This window comes from Streptomyces sp. NPDC058650 (genome assembly GCF_042717315.1).
Taxonomy (GTDB): Bacteria; Actinomycetota; Actinomycetes; order Streptomycetales; family Streptomycetaceae; genus Streptomyces.
Window position 1 is genome coordinate 84,996 of record NZ_JBHXRL010000023.1, and the last position, 19,400, is coordinate 104,395.

General features: G+C 72.8%; 18 protein-coding genes. 10 read left to right on the forward strand and 8 right to left on the reverse strand.

What is annotated here, in order from left to right; translation table 11 throughout:
- Nucleotides 1-251: 251 nt before the first annotated feature.
- Nucleotides 252-881, reverse strand: coding sequence for a uridine kinase (locus tag ACFWWU_RS31155; RefSeq protein ID WP_384150412.1), 630 nt, complete (start codon nt 879-881; stop codon nt 252-254).
- Nucleotides 882-1,064: 183 nt separating this feature from the next.
- Between ACFWWU_RS31155 and ACFWWU_RS31160 the strand changes: the two genes are divergently transcribed.
- From ACFWWU_RS31160 to ACFWWU_RS31170, 3 genes are all read left to right on the forward strand, one after another.
- The gene (locus ACFWWU_RS31160; protein ID WP_384150415.1) at nt 1,065-2,480 is read left to right on the forward strand and encodes a peptidase C39 family protein; all 1,416 of its coding nucleotides are present in this window, start codon (nt 1,065-1,067) and stop codon (nt 2,478-2,480) included.
- Nucleotides 2,481-3,195: 715 nt separating this feature from the next.
- Nucleotides 3,196-3,345 (forward strand): SCO1431 family membrane protein, encoded by a 150-nt coding sequence (locus ACFWWU_RS31165; RefSeq protein WP_317593739.1) that lies wholly within the window; start codon nt 3,196-3,198, stop codon nt 3,343-3,345.
- 95 nt (nt 3,346-3,440) lie between these two features.
- A complete protein-coding gene (locus ACFWWU_RS31170) occupies nt 3,441-4,613 on the forward strand; it encodes an acyl-CoA dehydrogenase family protein (RefSeq protein ID WP_384150419.1) in 1,173 nt (390 codons plus the stop codon).
- On the opposite strand, the gene ACFWWU_RS31175 is transcribed toward ACFWWU_RS31170, so the two are convergent.
- Complete coding sequence (locus ACFWWU_RS31175) at nt 4,576-4,779, reverse strand: hypothetical protein (RefSeq protein ID WP_384150422.1); 204 nt, start codon at nt 4,777-4,779, stop codon at nt 4,576-4,578. The genes ACFWWU_RS31170 and ACFWWU_RS31175 overlap by 38 nt on opposite strands.
- A 287-nt stretch (nt 4,780-5,066) precedes the next feature.
- On the opposite strand from ACFWWU_RS31175, the gene ACFWWU_RS31180 reads away from it, so the two are divergent.
- Nucleotides 5,067-6,185 carry a hypothetical protein gene (locus tag ACFWWU_RS31180; protein WP_384150425.1) on the forward strand — a complete coding sequence of 373 codons (1,119 nt, stop codon included), beginning with the start codon at nt 5,067-5,069 and terminating at the stop codon, nt 6,183-6,185.
- 163 nt (nt 6,186-6,348) lie between these two features.
- A complete protein-coding gene (locus ACFWWU_RS31185; protein WP_384150427.1) occupies nt 6,349-7,440 on the forward strand; it encodes a phosphotransferase family protein in 1,092 nt (363 codons plus the stop codon).
- A gap of 35 nt (nt 7,441-7,475) precedes the next feature.
- Here ACFWWU_RS31185 and ACFWWU_RS31190 read toward each other — a convergent pair whose 3' ends face one another.
- Nucleotides 7,476-7,844, reverse strand: coding sequence for a hypothetical protein (locus ACFWWU_RS31190; protein WP_384150430.1), 369 nt, complete (start codon nt 7,842-7,844; stop codon nt 7,476-7,478).
- Nucleotides 7,845-8,070: 226 nt separating this feature from the next.
- Here ACFWWU_RS31190 and ACFWWU_RS31195 point away from each other — a divergent pair, with 226 nt between their 5' ends.
- The 4 genes from ACFWWU_RS31195 (at nt 8,071) to fxsA (ending at nt 12,138) form a co-directional block, all read left to right on the forward strand.
- Nucleotides 8,071-8,511, forward strand: a complete 441-nt coding sequence (locus tag ACFWWU_RS31195) for an Lrp/AsnC family transcriptional regulator (protein WP_017242178.1) — start codon at nt 8,071-8,073, stop codon at nt 8,509-8,511.
- Between the two features lie 69 nt (nt 8,512-8,580).
- Nucleotides 8,581-10,233, forward strand: coding sequence for an amidohydrolase (locus ACFWWU_RS31200; protein ID WP_384150433.1), 1,653 nt, complete (start codon nt 8,581-8,583; stop codon nt 10,231-10,233).
- 449 nt (nt 10,234-10,682) lie between these two features.
- Nucleotides 10,683-11,459, forward strand: a complete 777-nt coding sequence (locus ACFWWU_RS31205; RefSeq protein WP_384150436.1) for a polyprenol monophosphomannose synthase — start codon at nt 10,683-10,685, stop codon at nt 11,457-11,459.
- An 85-nt stretch (nt 11,460-11,544) separates the two neighbouring features.
- Nucleotides 11,545-12,138, forward strand: coding sequence for an FxsA family membrane protein (gene fxsA, locus ACFWWU_RS31210; protein ID WP_384150439.1), 594 nt, complete (start codon nt 11,545-11,547; stop codon nt 12,136-12,138).
- A gap of 151 nt (nt 12,139-12,289) precedes the next feature.
- On the opposite strand, the gene ACFWWU_RS31215 is transcribed toward fxsA, so the two are convergent.
- The 4 genes from ACFWWU_RS31215 to ACFWWU_RS31230 all read right to left on the reverse strand — a co-directional run bounded on the left by ACFWWU_RS31215 (nt 12,290) and on the right by ACFWWU_RS31230 (nt 15,855).
- Nucleotides 12,290-12,664: an RNA polymerase-binding protein RbpA gene (locus ACFWWU_RS31215; protein ID WP_015032218.1), complete on the reverse strand. Its 375-nt coding sequence runs from the start codon at nt 12,662-12,664 to the stop codon at nt 12,290-12,292.
- A gap of 268 nt (nt 12,665-12,932) precedes the next feature.
- Nucleotides 12,933-14,297 carry an MFS transporter gene (locus tag ACFWWU_RS31220; protein WP_384150442.1) on the reverse strand — a complete coding sequence of 455 codons (1,365 nt, stop codon included), beginning with the start codon at nt 14,295-14,297 and terminating at the stop codon, nt 12,933-12,935.
- A 56-nt stretch (nt 14,298-14,353) separates the two neighbouring features.
- On the reverse strand, nt 14,354-15,118 hold the full coding sequence (locus tag ACFWWU_RS31225) for a glycerophosphodiester phosphodiesterase family protein (RefSeq protein ID WP_384150444.1): 765 nt from the start codon (nt 15,116-15,118) through the stop codon (nt 14,354-14,356).
- The gene (locus tag ACFWWU_RS31230; protein WP_384150447.1) at nt 15,115-15,855 is read right to left on the reverse strand and encodes a YitT family protein; all 741 of its coding nucleotides are present in this window, start codon (nt 15,853-15,855) and stop codon (nt 15,115-15,117) included. Before ACFWWU_RS31230 ends, ACFWWU_RS31225 begins: the two co-directional genes overlap by 4 nt.
- Before the next feature lie 64 nt (nt 15,856-15,919).
- Between ACFWWU_RS31230 and ACFWWU_RS31235 the strand changes: the two genes are divergently transcribed.
- Nucleotides 15,920-17,419: a PLP-dependent aminotransferase family protein gene (locus ACFWWU_RS31235; RefSeq protein ID WP_384150450.1), complete on the forward strand. Its 1,500-nt coding sequence runs from the start codon at nt 15,920-15,922 to the stop codon at nt 17,417-17,419.
- Nucleotides 17,420-17,509: 90 nt separating this feature from the next.
- On the opposite strand, the gene ACFWWU_RS31240 is transcribed toward ACFWWU_RS31235, so the two are convergent.
- Nucleotides 17,510-19,378, reverse strand: coding sequence for a hypothetical protein (locus tag ACFWWU_RS31240; protein WP_384150453.1), 1,869 nt, complete (start codon nt 19,376-19,378; stop codon nt 17,510-17,512).
- Between the last annotated feature and the right edge of the window lie 22 nt (nt 19,379-19,400).

The following is a 19,400-nucleotide window of genomic DNA, read 5'->3' on the forward strand; positions in this document are numbered from 1 at the left end:
CCTGCGCAGAGGGTGCGCGATTAAGGAGAAGCGCATGATCCGGAAGCAGTGACCCTGGGTGAGCATCAGAGGTCGCGCCGGGGCCCCCGAGGGGGTGATCAGGGGCAGAACGAAGCCCCCGATCACGGGGGAACAACCGGGGGCTTCGTGTCTGCGGCGGCTCCGAAAAGCCGCACATTGAGAACGTAAGACCTGTACGCCCCTTGGGTCAAGCGGTGTTCAGGCACTTGCGGAAGCGGACTTTCGGCCCCTCAATTCACGGACAGAGAGCCGTCACGGTACGTGATGATCTGGTCCGGGCCCGCTGTCACAGAGGGCCCGGGAAGCCAGTCGTACCTCTCCCGACCCTCCCGTACCAGCGTCTCAGCGAAGGGCCGGGAGGGATCCTCGGCGAAGTGGCGAGTCTCCGCCAGTGTCCATCCGTCCCAGAAATCGGCCTGCTCCGGGCCGTCCCGGTGCCGCCCCCTGGCCCAGGACTCCTCGGGCCCTCGCTCCATCCACAGCAGCCACGCGAGGAACGGCCGCACCATCGCCCGGCCCGCACCGACACCCTCGACGAGGACGACCGGGGCCGGCGGCAGCGCGCGGGCCTCGCCGAAGCGCCGGCGGTGCCAGTCGTACGGCCGGTAGAGCGCGGTCTCGCCCCGGGAGAGCGGCTCCAGGACCTGCCGCCGCAGCCGCTCGGTCCACGCGAAGAGCTCCTCGTGGGTGGCGAGGTCGTCGAGGTGGAGCACGGGGGCGCCGCCGAGGGCGGTGGAGAGGCGGGCCGCGAGGGTGGACTTCCCGGAGCCCGCGTGGCCGTCGACCGCCACCAGCCGGACCGGTCCGCAGGAGGGCGGGAGCCGGAGCAGGGCGTGTGCCGCGCGGTCGAGGTCGTTCATGGGCCCAGGGTAGGGGAGTGGGGGACCGCCGCAGGTCAGGGAGGTGCCATCGCCAGTGGTCGGGACCAATATTGGTGCGGCGACGCGGGGCGAAGTGCTGGCGGAGGCCCCGCGCGAGCCGGGATAGTGGGCCCGCGCAGCCCTGTCCGTACGCCCGCCGTTCTCGACTGGGGGTCACCGCCCATGACCAGCTCCACCCCGCGCAGAACCGTCCTCGCCGCGGCTCTCGCGGCCGCCGCGGGAACTGCCGCGGCCGCCGCCCCGGCCGCCGCCGCGGCCCCCGACCGCACCGCCTCCGCCGCGATCCCCGGTCGCGCCCCGGACGCGTCGGCCGACTGCGCCGCCGCCCGGGGACACGCACCGGCGCGCGAGCTCGTCGACAACCGCTTCTGGACCTCGTACACCGACTGGAGGTGCGGCGGCGCGGCCGGCACGAAGGCGGTCGCCGGCCACCGCCCCGGCCTGGTCCTGGCCACCCCCGCGGGCCGCACCGAGTACGCCGACCCGCACACGGGGCGGACCTCGGCCTGGGAGTACGCGAGCTGGACCTCGCCCGTGCACACCCCGACCGTGCCCGCCACCGAGGTCATCGCCTCCTGGAACGCCCACACGCCGCCCGGCACCTGGCTCCAGGTCGAGCTCTCCGGCACGTACTCCGACGCCACCGCCACCCCCTGGTACGTGCTGGGGCGCTGGGCCTCCGGCGACGCCGACATCCGGCGCACCTCGGTCGACGACCAGACCGACGGCAAGAGCTCCGTCTGGACCGACACCTTCGCGATCGACGACGCGGCGAGCGGGCTCAGGCTGCGCTCGTACCGGCTCCGGCTGACCCTCTACCGCACCCCGGGGAGCGGCCTCACCCCGACGGTCTGGCGGCTCGGCGCGATGGCCTCGGACGTCCCGGACCGCTTCACCGTCCCGGCCTCGGAGCCCGGCCCCGCCCACGAGCTGACCGTGCCGCGCTACTCCCAGAACACCCACATCGGGCAGTACCCCGAGTACGACAACGGCGGCGAGGCCTGGTGCAGTCCGACCTCCTCGCAGATGATCGTCGAGTACTGGGGGCGCCGCCCCTCGGCCGAGGAGCTGGCCTGGGTGAACCCGGACTTCGCGGACCCCCAGGTCTGCCACGCGGCCCGCTTCACCTACGACCACCAGTACGAGGGCTGCGGCAACTGGCCCTTCAACGCCGCCTACGCGGCCACGTACCCCGACATGAACGCGGTGGTGACCCGGCTCCGCTCGCTCACGGAGCTCGAAACCCTGGTCCGGGCGGGCATCCCGGCCATAACGTCCCAGTCCTTCCGCAAGGAGGAGCTGACCGGCGCCGGGTACGGCACCTCCGGCCACCTCATGACCGTCATCGGCTTCACCGCGGACGGCGACGTCATCGCCAACGACCCCGCCTCGCCCAGCAACGAGGCCGTCCGCCGGATCTACCGGCGGCGCGAGTGGGAGAACATCTGGCTGCGTACGAAGCGCTACGACGCGAGCGGCAAGGTCAGAGGCGGTACGGGCGGTGTCTGTTACCTCTACTGGCCCGCCAGGCCGACACCGGGCCAGCGCCGTGCGCTGGGGTCGCTCGGACTGGAGTGAGCGTGTGGGGACCCACGGCGGTCCATGGGCTTTTCAGGCATACAGCGCTGTCCTTCCGTACCTGGACGGAGGGTTGATGCGCCAAGTATCCAGGGAGGAAACCGAGTTCAACCTCCGGAAAGGCTCCCATGCGCGCCCGCGAAACCCTGCAACCTGCCGACAGGAAAGAGCCCAGCCGCACAGCAGCCCGCATTCCGGCGCCACCGGGTGTGGCTGCCGCGAGCGTGTCTCCCCAGGCACTCCTGGCGTTGCAGCGCACCGCCGGGAACGCGGCTGTCGTCCACATGATCCGTCAGGGAGGCCACCCCGGGGCGCGAGAACAGCACCAGCACGGTGCCGGCTGCCATCGTTCGCAGGATCAGGGAGGGGTTGAGCTTTAGATCGCGAGAGCAGATCGTCGCTGCGTTGAATCAGATCTCCGCCACTCTCGGTGCGATTGAAGACGTGCCGGAAAACGAAAAAGATCTGCAATATAGCCGACTGGCCCGCCAACCTCTTCCGCTGGCCCAATACGGGGGACCGGGGTGGCACGCAGATCGATGAGCCGATCAATCCGAATGCCCACCTGGCCGGCCGCCTGGCTCAAGCGCAGGCAGGGCTCAGGGCGGCACACCTCCTCTGAGGTCCGGGCCGGGAGGGCGAGAGGCCGGACCGCCCCGGGGACGTGACCGACGTCTCTACCCCGGGGCCGCCCCCATGCCGCACTGTGGTGGCCATGACCGCAACCACCTACACCCGCCTCCTCTCCCGCGCCCGCACGGGCGGTCCCCGGGACGGCGACGGCCCCAAGATCCTGGAGCACGTGCTCGGCTGGACCCTGGTCGTCGTGCTCGCCGTGTTCGTCACCCGGGCGGGCCTCATGTGACGACGGCCGTGTGATCCCACCGGACGGAACGGGCATACTCCCCGCGACCCCGTGCGCGCCCGCTCGCGCCGCCCCGCAGGGAGGAGCACCCGGCCATGTCCGAAAGCCCCGCGGACGGCGTGGAACGCCGGCTGCCCACCGACGAGGCCCGGGAGCTGCTCGCCCTGGTCGGCGACATCGCCCGGCGGGAGATCGCCCCGCGCGCCGCGGAGGAGGAGGCGGCCGGGGTGTTCCCCCGTGAGCTGTTCGCGCTGCTCTCCCGGTCGGGACTGCTCGGGCTCCCCTACGACCCGGCGTACGGCGGGGGAGGGCAGCCGTACGAGGTCTACCTCCAGGTCCTGGAGGAGCTCGCCGCGGCCCGGCTCACCGTGGGCCTCGGCGTCAGCGTCCACACGCTCTCCTGCCACGCCCTCGCCGGCTTCGGCACCGAGGAGCAGCGGGCCGAGCACCTGCCCTCGATGCTGGGCGGCGGCCTCCTCGGCGCGTACTGCCTCTCCGAACCCTCCGCCGGCTCGGACGCGGCGGCGATGCGGACCCGGGCGGTCCGGGACGGCGACCACTGGGTCGTCGACGGCACCAAGGCCTGGATCACCCACGGCGGGATCGCGGACTTCTGCACGGTCATGGCCCGCACCGGCGGTCCGGGGGCGCGCGGCATCACGGCCTTCCTGGTGCCGGGGGACGCCCGGGGGCTGAGTGCGGCCCCGCCCGAGCGGAAGATGGGCATGAAGGGCTCGCCCACCGCCCAGCTGCACTTCGACGGCGTACGGGTCCCCGACGCACGGCGCCTCGGCGCCGAGGGGCAGGGCTTCCCTATCGCCCTCGCCGCCCTGGACTCGGGCCGGCTCGGCATCGCGGCCTGCGCGGTCGGGCTCGGCCGGGCGGCGCTGGACGAGGCCGTCGCGTACGCGCGCGAGCGCCGGCAGTTCGGGCGGCCGATCGCCGACTTCCAGGGGCTCCGCTTCCTGCTCGCCGACATGGCGACCCTGGTGGAGGCGGGCCGGGCGCTCTACCTGGAGGCGGCACGGCTCCGGGACGAGGGCCGGGAGTTCGGGCGGTCGGCGGCGATGGCGAAGCTCTTCTGCACGGACGCCGCCATGCGGGTCACGACGGACGCGGTGCAGGTGCTCGGTGGGTACGGCTACACCGCGGACTTCCCGGTGGAGCGGTATCTCCGCGAGGCGAAGATGCTGCAGATCGTCGAGGGGACCAATCAGATCCAGCGGGTGGTCATCGCGCGTCACCTTGTCGGACCAGAGTCCCGCTGACGCGTACGGTGCGGTCCGCCCAGACGGGGCCCGCGGCGAGCCGGTTCCACTCCTGGTCGCGGTGGCCAGGGAGGGTGCGGCCCTGGCTGGCCCAGAGGTTGAGGACGTCCTGGTAGATGGGCGGGTCCGGGGCGATCTGGACCGGAACGGGGGTGGGGAGGGGCACCGGAGGGGGCGCCTGCGGCGGCACCGGCGCCTTCCGAGGAACCGATTCTTCACCGTGCGGTTCGGCTTGCCGGTGCCGACCGTAACTGCTGGGAGTCGTGTACAGCGTGGTCATGCCCGAACCAACGCGCACCGACTGCCGGGGTCACCCCCGCACGGATTCGAGCGGCAGTTCGCCCGGTACCCGGTGCGCGACTCTGGCCCCCCGGTATTTACCTGACGTACCGTCAGCTTCCATCGCGGAAGCACCCGCCGACGCGGAACCACCCGCCGATCAGGAGGTCAGCCATGTCGGTGAAGCGGCACGTCGACGACCGGCCCGTCGCGCTCGACGAATACCCCGTGCACCAGGCCCCGCTCTCGATGAAGCACCACGTCAGCAGCGACCGCAACGCCTACGACCGCTGCATCTTCCACGTCTTCGACCACCAGGGGCGGGCCCTGCTCATCGCCGGCCTCGGCGTCTACCCGAACACCGGTGTCATCGACGCCTACGCGACCCTGCGCACAGGCGACCGACTGCACGCCGTCCGCGCCTCCGACGCCCTCGGCGACGACCGCACGAACCTCTCCGTCGGACCGCTCGCCATCACGGTCGACGAACCCCTCAAGCGGCTCTCCCTGCGTTGCGAGGCCGCCCCCGACGACCCTGACGGGCTTTCCTTCGACCTCACCTGGACCGGTGACTTCCCCACCGTCTGGGAGCCCCACCACACCCAGCGCCACGGCGGCCGCCTCACCCTCGAAGGCCGTCGCTTCGTCCAGGCCGGGCACTGCGCGGGCACGATCAGGGCGGGCGGCGAGGAGTTCACGGTCACCGCGGGGGAGTGGACCGGCACCCGCGACCGCAGCTGGGGTGTCCGCCCGATACCCGGCGAAGAACCCGGCCGCGCCGCCGAGTTCCGCCCCGAGGGCTTCCACTGGCTCTGGATCCCGATGCGCTTCGAGGACCGCTTCCTCATGGTCATCGCCCAGGAGGACGCCGACGGCTACCGCACCCTCAGCGAAGCCCTGCTCGTCCGGAACGGGCACCGTGACACCCAACTCGGCTGGCCCCGCACCGACATCACGTACCGCCCGGGCACCCGCCACCCCGAGCGGGCCGTCGTCCACCTCGCCGACCCGGCCGGGAAGCCGCTGGAGATCGGCGTCGAGATCCTCGCCTCCTCGCCCCTGGCCGTCGGCGCCGGATACCCGCCCGCCACCGACTGGCAGCACGGCACCTGGCAGGGCCGCGGCTGGACCGACCGGCGCGTCTACGACCTGTCCGACCCGTCCGCGCACCCCATGGCCGCCTACGGCGTCACCGACCACGCCGCCCGCTTCACCCTCGACGGCCACACCGGCTACGGCATCTTCGAACACGGCTCCTTCGGCCGCCACGACCCCAGCGGCTTCGCCGCCTAGTCCTGGAGTACGTCCACCCCCGGGGCCGGCGAGTGAGCCGACCGGGGCGCGACGGGGGAACGGTTCCGAGCGCGCGGCGGCCGAGGGCCGAGCACGGACGGAACCGTGAGCCCGGCCTGAGCGCCCCGGAGGTGAACCGAGCCCCAAGAAAGAGGAGGCTCGCATGGCCACCGCACCCCGTCCCCGTACCAGTACGCGCGACCCCGAGGAGCTCGGCCGGCGGCTCACCGCCTGGCTGGACCGGCACCTGCCCGGAGCCCGTGTCACCGGCCTCGCCGTGCCCGGCTCCAACGGCATGTCCAGCGAGACCCTGCTCTTCGACCTGGACCACCCCGACGCCCCCGTGCGCGGCTGCGCCCTGCGGCTGGCCGCCGACCCCGCCGCGTACACCGTGTTCCCCGTCTACGACATGGCGCGGCAGCACCGCGTGATGCGCCTGGTCGGCGAGCACACCGACGTGCCCGTACCGCGCGTGCTCTGGCTGGAGGAGGACCCGGGGCCGCTCGGCGCCCCCTTCTTCGTGATGGCCCGCGCCGAGGGCCGGGTGCCACCGGACGTCATGCCCTATACGTACGAGGGGAACTGGCTGCACGCCGCCACCGACGCCGATCGGGCCCTCCTGGAGGAGGAGTCCGTCTCCGTCCTGGCCCGGCTGCACGACCAGTTCCCCGCGAAGGACGCCGAGTTCCTGCTGCCGGACGGCGCGGGTACGCCCCTGCGCCGCCACGTCGACGCCCAACGCGCCTACTACGCCTGGGTGGTGGAGGGACTGGCCCCCTCACCGCTCATCGAGTCCGCCTTCGACTGGCTGGAGGCGCACTGGCCGGCCGACGAGGGGCCGGCCGTGCTCGGCTGGGGTGACGCCCGGATCGGGAACATCGTCTACGACGGGTTCACGCCCGCCGCCGTCCTCGACTGGGAGATGGCGTCCTGCGTCCCGCGCGAGGTCGACCTCGGCTGGACGGTCTACCTCCACCGCTTCTTCCAGGACCTGACGGTCTCCTTCGGCCAGCCCGGCCTGCCCGACTTCCTGCGCCGCGACGCGATCGAGCGGCGGTACGCGGAACTGACCGGGCACACCCCGCGCGACATGGAGTTCCACACCCTCTACGCGGCGCTGCGGCACGCGATCGTGATGCTCAGGATCGCGTACCGGCAGGCGTACTTCGGAGAGGTCGAGGTGCCCGGCGACCCGGACGCCCTCATCCTGCACCACGCCACGCTCGCGGCGATGGTACGGGGAAGCTACTGGTGAGACCGGTGCCCTGACCGGGCACCGCCGGACAGGGCCTAGGCGGCGCGCCGCATCTGGGGCACCCGCAGCGGACGCGAGCCCGGACCGCCGACGTGCGAGAAGGGCTGCGTCCGCCAGTCGAGTCCCTGGGGGAGCGTCAGGAGCAGCGCGGTGTCCTGCTCCTGGACCTCCAGGCTGTCGTCCGCCGGGCGGGCCGCGGACGCCGCGAGTCCCGTCCCCGGGCAGACCGTCAGGACGAAGGGGTTCCACGGCGTGGGGCAGAGGGCGTGCTCGGGCAGCACGTCCTCGTCGGCGAGCAGCGCGATCGGCTGCACGCACTCCGGGCAGATGACCCGGAACATCTCAAAGGTGTCGTACGCGTCGAGCTCGTCGAACGTGTCGACGGATTCAACAGGATCCTGCATGGAGAATCTCCCCCTCGGGTGCGTCGGCCGGGTCTGTGACGGCCTCGACCACAGCAAGCACTTCCCATACGGAACTCCGCATAACCGTGAGCCGGGATCCCGGCCCGGGTGCAAACCTGTGGCGTTCGTCACATGCCTGTCGCAGGTGCCCCGTGACCGCCCATAGCGCCCTATACGGGCCGCCCCCGGTTGTCCTGGGGCGCTCGCGGCGCACTAGGGTCACCGCATGGAGGAGCTGGATCGTCAGATCGTCGAGTTGCTCGTCAAGGACGGGCGCATGAGCTACACCGACCTGGGCAAGGCCACCGGCCTGTCCACCTCGGCAGTGCATCAGCGCGTCCGCCGTCTCGAGCAGCGCGGAGTCATCCGCGGCTATGCCGCCGTCGTCGACCCGGAGGCCGTGGGGCTGCCGCTCACCGCCTTCATCTCGGTCAAACCCTTCGACCCGAGCGCCCCCGACGACACCCCCGACCGGCTCGCCGACATCCCGGAGATCGAGGCCTGCCACAGCGTCGCCGGCGACGAGAACTACATCCTCAAGGTCAGGGTCGCCACGCCGCTGGAGCTGGAACACCTGCTCAGCCGCATCCGCTCGCAGGCCGGGGTCTCCAGCCGGACGACCGTCGTCCTGTCCACCCCGTACGAGGCCCGGCCGCCGCGCATCTGACCGCGCGTCCGACGGCCTTCGGGGACCTGCCGGACAAACCGGGTCCCGGCAGGTCATAGCCTTGGTCACATGAGTGAGCCCATGTCTACGGCGTCCGCCGCCTCCGCCGCCGAGCACCGCACCGTGCTGCTGCGCGGCGGGGAAGTCCACAGCCCCGCCGATCCCTTCGCCACCGCCATGGTGGTGGAGCGCGGGCACGTCGCGTGGGTGGGCTCGGAGGGCGCGGCCGACGCCTTCGCCTCCGGCGTGGACGAGGTGGTCGACCTGGAGGGCGCGCTCGTCACCCCGGCGTTCGTCGACGCGCACGTGCACACCACGGCCACCGGCTTCGCCCTCACCGGCCTCGACCTGGCCTCCGCCGCCTCGCTCGCCGAGGCGGCGGAGCTGATCCGGGCCCACGCCGCGGCCCGCCCCGCGGACCGCATCCTCATCGGCCACGGCTGGGACGCCTCGCGCTGGCCCGAGCGCCGCCCGCTCACCCGCGCCGAGCTCGACGGGCTCACCGGCGGCCGCCCGCTCTACCTGACCCGGATCGACGTGCACTCGGCCGTCGTCACGACCGCCCTCCTCGACCTCGTCCCCGGCGTCCGCGACCTGGACGGCTTCCACGACGGGCAGCGGCCGCTCACCGGTGACGCGCATCACGCCGTACGCGCCGCCGCCTTCGCCGCCGTCTCGCCGGCGCAGCGCACGGAAGCGCAGCGGGCCGCCCGGAGCCACGCCGCCTCCCTCGGCATCGGCACCCTGCACGAGTGCGGCGGCCCCCAGATCTCGTCGGAGGAGGACTTCACCGGCCTCCTTGACCTGGCCCGCGCCGAGGCCGGGCCCCGGGTCGTCGGCTACTGGGCGGACCTCGACATCGAGCGGGTGCGGGCGCTGGGCGCCCTCGGGGCGGCCGGCGACCTGTTCGCCGACGGCTCCCTCGGCTCGCACACCGCCTGCCTCCACGAGCCGTACGCGGACCACCCGGACGGCACCCACACGGGGGCCGCCCATCTGGACGCGCCCGCCGTCGCCGCCCATGTCGTGGCCTGCACCGAGGCCGGGCTCCAGGCCGGCTTCCACGCCATCGGGGACGCCGCCGTCACCCCCGTCGTCGAGGGCGTCCGCGCCGCCGCCGAGAAGCTCGGCCTCGCCCGGATCCGGGCCGCCCGGCACCGCGTCGAGCACGCCGAGATGCTCACCCCCGAGACCGTCGCCGCCTTCGCCGAGCTGGGCCTCACCGCCTCGGTCCAGCCCGCCTTCGACGCGCTCTGGGGCGGCGAGGACGGCATGTACGCCGACCGGCTCGGCGTCGAGCGGGCCAGGACCCTCAACCCGTACGCGGCACTGCTCCGCGCCGGTGTGCCGCTGGCCTTCGGATCCGACAGCCCGGTCACCCCGCTCGACCCGTGGGGCACCGTCCGGGCCGCCGCCTTCCACCGCACCCCCGAGCACCGGATCTCCGTCCGGGCCGCCTTCACCGCCCACACCCGGGGCGGCTGGCGGGCCGTGGGCCGGGACGACGCAGGGACGCTCGTCCCCGGCGCCCCCGCCGACTACGCGGTCTGGCGCACGGGCGAACTTCTCGTCCAGGCACCCGACGACCGGGTGGCCCGCTGGTCCACCGACCCCCGCTCCGGTACGCCGGGTCTGCCCGATCTGTCGCCCGGCGCGGAGCTCCCCGTCTGCCTGCGTACGGTGGTGTACGGACAGACGGTGTTCGTACGGCCGAACGAGTGATGTAGGGATATTTCCGACCCTGGAGCACCGCTCCGCACGCTTGTCCCCGACCTGCGGATCTTCCCCTCCGGCCTGGCCTTTCAGGGAGTCTCCGCAGGTCAAGCGGGTATTGACAGTCGACGGTCGGGGGCGGGTAGGTTCTCCGCGTCCACCACAGGACGTCCGACCGTTTGAAACCGCCCCGCAGTCGCCGACCGCCGCCCGCGCCTCGGCCGCGAGGGAAGGTTTCTCCGGCGGAAGGTGCGACCCGGGTGGGGCCCGGACGTTCAGTAGACAACGGCTCTCGGTCGACCCGCAGCCAGCGGATCCCAGGTCGGACCGAAGGACGACGGGCCCCGCACCGCACGGCAACCGCCCCCATATGTCCCGTCACCGCACGACCACCGCGCCGGAGCACTCCGGGGACCTCGCTATGGTGGGGTCCTGCGTTTGTATCCGAAGGGGCAGTAGTGAACGACGGTGGCCAGAGGCGTTACGGCCCGCTCGGCAAGGCCTTGGTGATCATTCCGACCTACAACGAGGCGGAGAACATCAAGCCGATCGTCGCGCGGGTGCGGGAGGCCGTACCCGAGGCGCACGTTCTCGTCGCCGACGACAACAGCCCCGACGGCACGGGCAAGTTCGCGGACGAGATCGCCTCCGAGGACGATCACGTCCACGTCCTGCACCGGAAGGGCAAGGAGGGGCTCGGCGCCGCCTACCTCGCCGGCTTCCGCTGGGGCATCGAGCACGGATACGGCGTCCTCGTCGAGATGGACGCGGACGGCTCGCACCAGCCCGAGGAGCTGCCGCGGCTGCTCACCGCGCTCAAGGGCGCGGACCTGGTCCTCGGCTCCCGCTGGGTGCCCGGCGGTCGGATCGTGAACTGGCCGAAGTCCCGTGAGTTCATCTCCCGGGGCGGCAGCCTCTACTCCCGCGTGATGCTCGACGTGCCGATCCGGGACGTCACCGGCGGCTACCGGGCCTTCCGCAAGGAGACCCTGGAGGGCCTGGGCCTGGAGGACGTTGCCTCCGCGGGCTACTGCTTCCAGGTCGACCTGGCCCGTCGCGCGGTCGCCGCCGGCTTCCATGTCGTCGAGGTCCCGATCACCTTCGTGGAGCGCGAGATCGGCGACTCCAAGATGAGCCGGAACATCGTCGTCGAAGCGCTGTGGCGGGTCACCGGCTGGGGCCTGACGGCGCGGGCGGAGAAGGTCGGCCGGAAGCTCGGCCGCAAGTCCTCCTGACACCTCCGAGGCGGGGTTTTCCCCGTCGCGCGTACTGATTCCTCCTTTACGACGTTCCGGCGGAGTGCCAGGCACACTGGTGACCATGACGACCGGCGCAACGCCTCCTCTCGCCCCCAAGCGCTCTCGCGCGCGCACGTTCCTTCCGCTCGGCATCGCCGTCTGGCTGGTCCTGGAGATCTGGCTGCTCACGGTGGTGGCGAACGCGACGGGCGCGCTGACCGTGCTCGCCCTGCTCGTCGGTGGCGCCGTACTCGGCGCCACCGTCATGAAGCGGGCGGGCCGGCGCGCCTTCCGGAACCTCACCACGACCTTCCAGCAGGCACAGGCGGCCGCCCAGACGGGCGAGGTGCCCTCGGTGGCCGGGAAGACCGGTGCGGAGGGCCGCAACGGCTTCCTGATGCTCGGCGGCCTGCTCCTGATGATCCCCGGCCTCGTCTCGGACGCGGCCGGACTCCTGCTGCTGATCCCGCAGGTCCGCTCGTTCCTCGGGCGGTACGCGGAGAAGGCCGTCGAGCGCCGTATGACCGCCGCGCCTCCCGGCAGCCTCCAGGACGCCTTCCAGCAGGCGCGCATGCGTCGCCCGGACGGAAAGGTCGTCCAGGGCGAGGTCGTCCGCGAGGACGCGAACCAGGGCCCCCGTCGGCCCGATGAGCCCCGCTCGCCCCTGATGCCCTGACCGACGCCGTACTCGCTCCGCGTATCCCTCCGGGGTGCGCGGAGTTCCGCCGCGCCGGACTCGTCCGGTTCACGGGCATGCGGAAACGCCGAGGGGCCCGGTACACACTGCGTGTACCGGGCCCCTCGGCGTTGTTCGTCCGCTCTGTCCGCTACGCGGACTTGCGGCTGTCGCGCGGATGCACGGCGATGTTCATGGCGCCGGAGCGCAGGACGGCCAGCCTTTCGGCAAGGACCTCCTCCAGCTCCTCGCGGGTGCGGCGCTCCATGAGCATGTCCCAGTGCGTACGCGCAGGCTTGCCCTTCTTCTCCTCAGGTCCGTCCCCGTCCACCAGGAGTGCCTGGATTCCGCAGACCTTGCACTCCCACTCCGGCGGAATTTCCGCTTCCACCGAGAAGGGCATCTCAAAACGATGGCCCTTCTCGCATGCGTACTCCACGGCCTGGCGCGGGGCCAGATCGATGCCGCGGTCGGTCTCGTAGCTCGTCACCACGAGGCGCGTGCCGCGAAGAGCTCGCTCACTCATGAATCGTGCCTCCCGGGCTTGTCGCCCACAGGACAGGTGTCGCTGTCGTCGTTATCCGGTCAACGTCCGGTCGGCGGTAAAGATTCCCGTGCCGGGTCATGCGTCGCCCGTCGTGCCGCCCCTTGTTGTACCCACCAGTGCCCGTTTTGTCACATCTGACATCAGATGTAACTCACTGTCTTCACCAAAGCAGCACGCAGTAACGGTCCGCCTGGCAGGCCAAAGGCGTACACTATCGGGCTTTCACTTCCGCGTCTAAATTCGCTGTCTAAATTCGCTCCGGCAGCGGGTTGCCCGCCTCCTCCACCGCTCGCCGCACCGGGACCCTGGCGAGCAGGGCGAACCCGACAGCGAAGAAGATCACGAGAGAGATGATGGCATCCCGATAGCTTCCGGTCAGCTGATACGCGAGACCGAACACAAGTGGACCCAGCCAGCTCAGTCCACGATCGCTCATCTCGTACGCCGAGAAGTACTCCGCCTCCTTGCCGCGCGGCACCAGATGCGAGAACAGCGAGCGCGACAGGGCCTGGCTGCCGCCCAGGACCAGGCCGATCGCGGCCGCCAGGCAGTAGAAGAACACGGGTGCGTCGGCCGGCAGGTAGTAGCCCGCCGCCAGGATCAGCGTCCAGACCGCGAGCGAGCCGAGAATCGTCCGCTTGGCACCGTACGACCGGGCGAGTCGCCCCATCCCCAGGGCGCCCGCCACCGCGAGCACCTGGACCAGCAGCACCGCCGTGATCAGGGTCGTCTGATCCAGGCCCAGCTCCTCCGAGCCGTACACGGATGCCTGCGAGATCACCGTCTGCACGCCGTCGTTGTAGACCAGATAGGCGAGCAGGAAGGAGAGCGTCAGCGGGTACCGGCGCATGTCCTTGAGGGTCGCCCGCAGCTGCTGCCAGCCGCTGCCGACCGCGCCCGCCCGCTCGTCCCCGTCCGCGCGGACGTGCCGGTCGCGCAGCCGCCGCAGCGGTACGAGGGTGAAGGCGCCCCACCACACACCGGCCGAGGCGAGACAGATCCGGATCGCCTCGCCCTCGGTGAGGCCGAACGAGTCGTGGCCCGAGTACAGGACCAGGTTCCCCACGAGGACCAGCGCGCCGGACGTGTAGCCGAAGGCCCAGCCGCGCGACGAGACCTTGTCCCGCTCGTCCGGCTCCGCGATCTGCGGCAGATAGGCGTTGTAGAGCACCATCGAAACCGCGAGCGAGGCGTTCGCCACGATCAGCAGGAACGCGCCCAGGAGGTAGCGCTCGCCGGCCAGGAAGAACATCCCCGCCGTGGCCGCGGCCCCCAGGTACGCCGCCGCCGCGAGCAGCGGCTTCTTCCGGCCCGTACGGTCCGCCACCGCGCCCACCAGCGGCATCACCAGGACCGCGACCACGATCGAGGCGGACACGGCGTACGCGAAGAGCGAGCCGGCCCGCACGGGTATGCCGAGCGGGTGCACGAAGCCCTCGGCGTCGGACGCCGCCCGCGCCACCGAGGTCAGGTAGGGGCCGAGGAACACGGTCAGCACGCTCGTCGAGTACACCGAGCACGCGAAGTCGTAGAAGTACCAGCCGTGCTGCTCGCGCCGCCGTTCGGCGGGACCGGTGGCGTACTCCTCCGGTTCCGTGGTGTCTGCGGTCAACGCCGCGCCCCCTCGCTCGTCCCCGTGATCCGCTCCCGCGTCGGCTCGACGCGCGCTCAGACCCACACCCCCCGCTCGGTAAGGACCGAGCGCAGCGTCTCCAGATGATCGGTCATGATGCCATCCACGCCCAGGTCGAGGAGAGAGTTCATCCGGTCCGGATCGTTCACCGTCCAGACGTGGACCTGGAGCCCGCGCGCGTGCGCCTCCCGTACGAAACGGCGGTCGACCACGGGGATGCCGGCCTGGCGCTCCGGGACCTGTGCGGCGATCGCCCCGGCCCGTACCGCCGCCGGGATGCCGAACGAGCGCATCCGTAGCCCGATCACCCCGCGCACCCCGTACGAGGTGGCCAGCCTGGGCCCGGCCATCTGCTGGGCCCGCGCCACCCGCGCCTCGGTGAAGGAGCCCACGCAGACCCGGTCCCAGGCGCGCTTCCTGCGGATGAGGTTCACCAGCGGGTGCAGCGCCGACTCGGTCTTGAGGTCCACGTTCCAGCGGGCCTCCGGGAACTCCTCCAGGAGGTCGGCGAAGAGCGCCAGCGGTTCCTCGCCCGCCACGCGGGCCTCGCGGACCGCCGCCCACGGCAGGTCGCGGATCCGGCCCGAGGCGTCCGTGACCCGGTCGAGGGTCGCGTCGTGGAAGGCGACGAGAGCCCCGTCGGCCGTGGTGTGCACATCGGTCTCGAAGTAGCGGTAGCCCGCCGCGGCGGCCCGGCGGAAGGCGGCCGCGGTGTTCTCCAGGCCGTTCGCCGTGCCGCCGCGGTGGGCGAACGCGAGGGGGGAGGGGTGGTCGAGATAGGGGTGGCGTACGCGAGTCACGGGCGCAGTATGGCGTGTCCCGGTGTCCCGGGGGCGACCGCCGGGCGGCCGGACTCCTCTTCCGATGAGGCTTCCGGCCCGACGGACTCCGTCTCGGGGACGGCGAACCAGCGCAGGAAGTACTGGGCGAGCGGCCCGATCGCCAGGGCGTACAGGACCGTTCCGACGCCGACCGAACCGCCGAGCGCGAAGCCGGTCGCGACGACGGCCACCTCGATCGCCGTCCGCACGAGCCGGATCGACCGGCCGGTGAGCCGGTGCAGCCCGGTCATCAGCCCGTCGCGCGGGCCGGGGCCGAACCGCGCCGCGATGTACAGGCCGGTGGCGACCCCGTTCAGGACGATGCCGAGCGCGAGGAGCGGCACCTGTCCGGCCAGTCCGTGGACGTCGGGGACGAGCGCGAGCGTGCCGTCCATCGCGATGCCGATCGCGAAGACGTTGGAGACGGTGCCCAGGCCCGGCTTCTGCCGGATCGGGATCCACAGGAGCAGCACGGCCGCCCCGACGATGATCGACACCACGCCGATGGTCAGCCCGGTCTTCTCGGCGAGACCCTGGTGGAGGACGCCCCAGGGCTCCAGGCCGAGCCCGCTGCGCACCAGGAGCGCCGAGCTCACCCCGTACAGCGTCAGACCGACGTACAGCTGGGCGAGCCGACGGGTGAGGTGCCGGCCGTGGAGGCCGGAGGCGATGGACAAGGGACTTCCCCCTAGGGTGGTGGTAGTGGACTGGCTCATGACACTCTGTGGCGGGATATTGGGCGCCAACCATGGCCAATTCGATGAAGGTGGACTGATTTCGATGGCTCAGTGGACTTCGGCGGTGGGGCCGGCACAGCTCGCCCGGCAGCTCCAGGCGCAGCAGTCCCGGCCAGCGGGACCCGGCGCCCGCAAGCCGCCCGCCTACCGGGCCCTCGCCGACGGCATCCGCCTCCTCGTCCTGGAGGGCCGCGTCCCCGTCGCCGCCCGCCTGCCCGCCGAGCGGGAGCTCGCCGTCGCCCTGACCGTCAGCCGGACGACGGTGGCCGCCGCCTACGAGGCGCTGCGCTCCGAGGGCTTCCTGGAGTCGCGCCGCGGGGCCGGCAGCTGGACGGCCGTGCCGGCCGGGAACCCGCTGCCCGCGCGCGGCCTCGAACCGCTGCCCCCGGAGGCCCTCGGCTCCTTGATCGACCTCGGCTGCGCGGCCCTGCCCGCACCCGAGCCCTGGCTCACCCGGGGCGTCCAGGGCGCCCTGGAGGAGCTGCCGCCCTACGCCCACACGCACGGCGACTACCCGGCCGGGCTGCCCGCGCTGCGCCAGACGCTCGCCGACCGCTACACGGCGCGCGGCATCCCCACCATGCCCGAGCAGATCATGGTGACGACCGGGGCCATGGGCGCCATCGACGCCATCTGCCACCTCTTCGCGGGGCGCGGCGAGCGCATCGCCGTCGAGTCGCCCTCGTACGCCAACATCCTCCAGCTCATGCGGGAGGCCGGTGCCCGGCTCGTCCCCGTCGCCATGTCCGAGGGGCTCGGCAGCTGGGACATGGGCCGCTGGCGGCAGGTGCTGCGGGACGCGGCGCCCCGCCTCGCGTACGTCGTCGCCGACTTCCACAACCCGACCGGCGCGCTGGCCGACGAGGACCAGCGGCGCCAGCTCGTGGACGCGGCCCGCTCGGCCGGCACGGTCCTCGTCGTCGACGAGACGATGACCGAGCTGCACCTCGACGACGACCTGGAGATGCCCCGGCCGGTCTGCGCCTTCGACCCGGCCGGCTCGACGGTCCTGACGGTCGGCTCGGCCAGCAAGGCCTTCTGGGCGGGCATGCGGATCGGCTGGGTCCGGGCAGCCCCGGACGTCATCCGCTCCCTCGTGGCCGCGCGCGCGTACGCGGACCTCGGCACCCCCGTGCTGGAACAGCTCGGTGTGAACTGGCTGATGGGGACCGGCGGCTGGGAGGAGGCCGTGAGCCTCCGGCGCGCACAGGCGCGCGTGAACCGGGACGCGATCGTCGCTGCGGTCCGCAGGGAGCTGCCGGAGTGGGAGTTCTCGGTGCCGCGCGGCGGGCTGACCCTCTGGGTCCGCACCGGCGGGCTCTCCGGCTCCCGGCTCGCCGAGGCGGGCGAACGCGTCGGCGTCCGGGTCCCCTCGGGCCCGCGGTTCGGCGTGGACGGCGCCTTCGAGGGCTTCATCCGGCTGCCCTTCACGGTCGGTGGCCCGGTCGCCGACGAGGCCGCCGCCCGGCTGGCCGCCGCGGCGCGGCTGGTGGAGTCGGGCGCGGGCGGGGGAGTGGAACCGCCCCGCTCGTTCGTGGCGTAACGCGTAGGGAGCGTACGAGGTGGGGAGCGCGCCGAGAGGCCGGTACGGACGCGGGTCCGTACCGGCCTCTCGGCATGTCCGTGGGCGTGCTCAGCCCTCGGCCGCGACCGGAGCGTGGCGGGGCGCCGGGCCCGGGTCCGGCGCGAGGCGCGCGGCGGGTTCGGCCTCGTAGCGGGCGACGGGGGCGACGGGGGCGACGGGGGCGACCGGGGCGGCGTCGGGCTGATGGAGCGGCAGGGCGGGGACCGGGCCGGGCTCGTGGCGGGGCGCGGGGGCCGGGTCGGGGGCCGAGGCCGGGACCGTCTCGACCGCCGTCACCGCCGCGACCGGCACCGTCTCGACCGCCGTCACCGCCGCGACCGGCACCGTCTCGGGGGCCACTGTCCCGACTGCCACCGTCTCCGCCGCCACGGTCTCGTATCCCACCGATGCGACAGCCACCGGGTCCGCCGCCGCGCGGCGTTCCGGAAGGAGCGCGAGGACCGCCTGACAGTGCGCCTCGCTCGTGGCGTCGTCGTACGGGTCGGGCGTCGCCGGCACCTGGAGCCGCAGGACCGGGCCCGTACCGAGCCGGGCGTAGCCACGGCCCGGCGGCACCTGGGGCGTCGGCGTGGTGTGCGGTGCGACGCCGAGGACGGACTCGATCTGCTCGGGGGAGGCCGGGCCGAGCACGATCCGCGCCCGGGTGTGGCTCCGTACCGTCTCGCTCAGCGTGTCCGTGCTGTCGAACTGCTCGGCCACCACCACCGTGACCTGCGCCGCGCGCCCGTGCCGCAGCGGCACCTGGAGCAGCTCCTGCGGGTCGGGGCGCCCGTCGGCGGCGGCCAGGTGACCGAGGACGCCCGGCCGGTCGAGGAGGATCCACAGCGGCCGCCGGGTGTCCTCCGGCGCGGGGTGCCCCGCCTGGCGGGCGCGGTTGGCGGCGATGAGCCGACGCTCCGTCTCGTGCGCCGCCCATTCCAGGCTGGCCAGGGCGCCGGAGAGGCCGCACTCGACGGCGAGGACCCCGTCGCGGCCGGTCAGGCAGGCGTACTCGCCGGTGCCGCCGCCCTCGACGATCAGCACGTCCCCGTGCGGGAGGGCCTGGAGGGCGATCGAGCGCAGCAGGGAGGTGGTGCCGCTGCCGGGCTGGCCCACGGCCAGCAGGTGCGGCTCGGTGGAGCGGGGGCCGGTGCGCCAGACCACGGCCGGGGCGTCCTCCGTGCCGTCCGCCGCGACCACGGGCACGGTCCGCTGGACGGCGTCCCCGTCGGTGAAGCCGAGCACGGTCTCGCCCGGCACCGTGACGAAACGCTGGGCGGCGATGGTGGTGGGCAGGGCGGGCAGCACGCTCATGACGAGCCGGTTGCCCTCCTGGTCCCAGTCGAAGTGGTACTCGCGGCCGCGGCCGGACTTGGCGTGCAGCAGCTGCTCGACGCGGGCGCGTGCGGCCGGCTCGCCGTCGGTGAAGTACGGGGGGTACGCGATCCTCAGCCGGGTCGGCCGCCCGTCCTCGTCGAAGGCGTACTCCGCGAAGGCGCCGCTCCAGTCGCCGCCGTGGGCGAAGAGCGGGGAGGGGTCGTCGGGGACGGAGAAGTACGGCACGAGGGCCTCGTACAGGCCCTTGAGCCGGGCGATCTCCGCGTCGTCGGGCCCGGTCTTGACGACCGGGCGTTCGCGCCCCTTCCACGCGGCGGCGCCCATGAGCGTGACGAGCGCGAGCAGCGGCCCGTACGGCACGAGGGCGACGACCAGGACGCAGGCCGCGACCAGGAGCAGCGTGGGACCGCGCCGTTCCTTGGGGGTCGCGACCCACTTGGCGCGCGCGGTCGCGGCCAGCTTCCGCAGACCACGGGAGACCGTGATCAGCGGCTGGAGCACGTCGGTGGCGCTGTCGGCGGCCGTGCGCGCGATCTCTCGGCTACGAGCGATCTGCGCGCTGCCGCTGCTCAGAATGCGGGGGAGTGGTCGCCGGGCCACGTCGTACTCCTGGTTTCGTGGA